Source organism: Methylobacterium sp. WL6 (assembly GCF_008040095.1).
Classification (GTDB): Bacteria; Pseudomonadota; Alphaproteobacteria; order Rhizobiales; family Beijerinckiaceae; genus Methylobacterium.
Map to the genome: position 1 here is coordinate 1 of NZ_VRVH01000688.1, position 500 is coordinate 500.

A 500-nucleotide genomic window follows, 5' to 3' on the forward strand; every position below is an offset into this window, starting at 1 on the left:
TCCTCTCGATGACCCACCGCCTGGGCTGCACCGCAAAGCCCTTCTGGCCCTCCTTGGGTTCGACAATTTCGACCGTGATGGTCGTGGCCGCGCCAACACGCTCGCCTCGATAGGCACGGTCGGCAAAGCAGTGGGCTAGGAAGGGAAACAGTTCGCGCGAGGCTCGAAGCAGGGCAATCGCGCCGTGGCTGTCGTGCAGGTCAGCGGGTGAGACCGCAGCCACGAGCAGGCGCCCGTCTGTATCCGTCAGCGCGTGGCGTTTGCGCCCGACGACCCGCCGGGCCGGATCGTAACCGCGTTCGCCGGCCACCCCCACGCCACCCGAGCGGGCAGCTTGCGCATCGACGACACAGCCGGTCGGGCAGGCCTCACGTCCGACGCGCTCACGGTCAGCCATCGTGAGGGCATGAGCGAGGCGCTCGAACACGCCTGTCTGCGAGAGACGCAAGAACCAGCGATGCACCGTGCTCTACGGCGGGAAGTCCAGCGGCAGATGCCGC

Annotated in this window: 1 pseudogene; it reads right to left on the reverse strand. The window is 68.0% G+C overall.

From position 1 onward, the window contains the following. Positions 1 to 500, reverse strand: a pseudogene (locus FV230_RS29185) (transposase); the annotation flags it as partial.